Here is a 1,456-nt window from a genome sequence, read left to right on the forward strand (position 1 = left end):
GGTGTCGAGTGCCGTACGCGCCGCCTGTTGGCGGTCCGATCCCCGCAGCAGCTCGCCGCGGTACCGGGCGAAGATCAGCAACGCGTAGTCGATGCCGACGCCTAGGCCGACCAGCATCATCAGTGGCGGCGTGTAGCTGGCGATGGTGGTGAGGTTCGAGGCCAGGATGACCACCCCGAGCGTGCTGCCTACGGCGAAGATCGCTGTGATCACCGGCAGGCTCGCGGCCAGGAAGGATCCGAACATGAAGACCAGGATCACCAGTGCCGCGAGCATTCCGGCGCCCTCGGCGCCCCCGCCTTCGGACTCTTCGGCGTTGCGGACCGCGTCACCACTCAGCTCCACCTGGAGCCCGTCGCCGCCGGCGGCCTGGGCGGTGTCGATGATGTCCTCGACAGCCTCGCTCGGAACGTCCGTAGCGCCCGCGTCCAGGGCCACCGTGGCGTAGCCGATGGTCCCATCCTCGGAGATCGCCTGCGCCGACTCATACGGGCTGGTCACACCGGCGACGTGCGGCAGCGCGCCCACCTCGTCGAGCATCGACTCGATCCGGTCCTGCGTCCCCGCGTCGGCAAGGCCGTCCTCGTCGTTGACGACGATCTGGATCGAGTCGCCGGACTGGGCCGGAGCGTTCTCCTCCATCCGATCGTTGAGTTCTTGTGACTCGGTGCCGGGGAGCGTGTGATCGTCGTGGTAGTCATCCCCGACGGCCCCGGAGGCCGCAGTGACGCCGACGAGGAGCAGCACCCACACCACAAGAGCCAGCCAGTGGTGCCGCTGCGCCCAGCCGGCGAGCTGCTGCAGCCGGCTGGGTCTGGGCTGCAATGTCGTGCTTGCCACGATCGATACCTCCTTGAACAACGCACAGTGCGAACACCGCACTGCTCGGACGTATCAAGAGTCGGTCGTGAACATGCCTGAAGTCGTCAGGCCTGGGATGACACCTGCCGTACCCCCTGAGTTGCGGCCCGGCGCCGTGCCGTACCACGAGAGTTGCGACTCTGTGCGTTCCAAGCGCTCCTTGACGACTCGGGCAACCGCATATCCCCTCCGGCCGCGGGTACCCGACAGGTATGACGACGACCGAACGGGCGAAGACACACACGGACGAGTACCGCGGCCAGGACTCCGAACCGACCGCGAACGTGCCGGATGGTTCACGGCCCGGCGCGCCGGACATGTCGATGGACGGCAAGCCTCGGCTGGTGCGCTGGACACAGTCACTGGAGAACGCTCACGGCATCGACCGGATCCAGCAGCCGGTGTACCGGCTGGCCGAGACGCTCGTCTCCGATCCTCAGCGCGGGAACCTGCTGCGTGGCAGCACCTGGCTCGGCCACGCCGCCCATCCGCTGATGACCGACCTACCGGTGGGCGCCTGGACGTCGAGCGCCGTCCTGGACCTCATTGGCGGCCGGCAGTCGCGACCGGCCAGCCGCCGGCTCATCGCGTTCGG

1 protein-coding gene and 1 pseudogene are annotated in these 1,456 nt (G+C 68.1%); one reads left to right on the forward strand and one right to left on the reverse strand.

Annotation, left to right across the window (positions count from 1 at the left end; all coding sequences use genetic code 11):
• A partial coding sequence (locus ELR45_RS39430; protein WP_205857446.1) for an MMPL family transporter occupies positions 1-840 on the reverse strand: 840 nt, incomplete at its 3' end.
• Positions 841-1,073: 233 nt separating this feature from the next.
• Between ELR45_RS39430 and ELR45_RS39435 the strand changes: the two are divergent.
• A pseudogene (locus ELR45_RS39435) lies at positions 1,074-1,456 on the forward strand (hypothetical protein); the annotation flags it as partial.

It is taken from the genome of Phytoactinopolyspora endophytica, from assembly GCF_004138495.1.
Classification (GTDB): Bacteria; Actinomycetota; Actinomycetes; order Jiangellales; family Jiangellaceae; genus Phytoactinopolyspora; species Phytoactinopolyspora endophytica.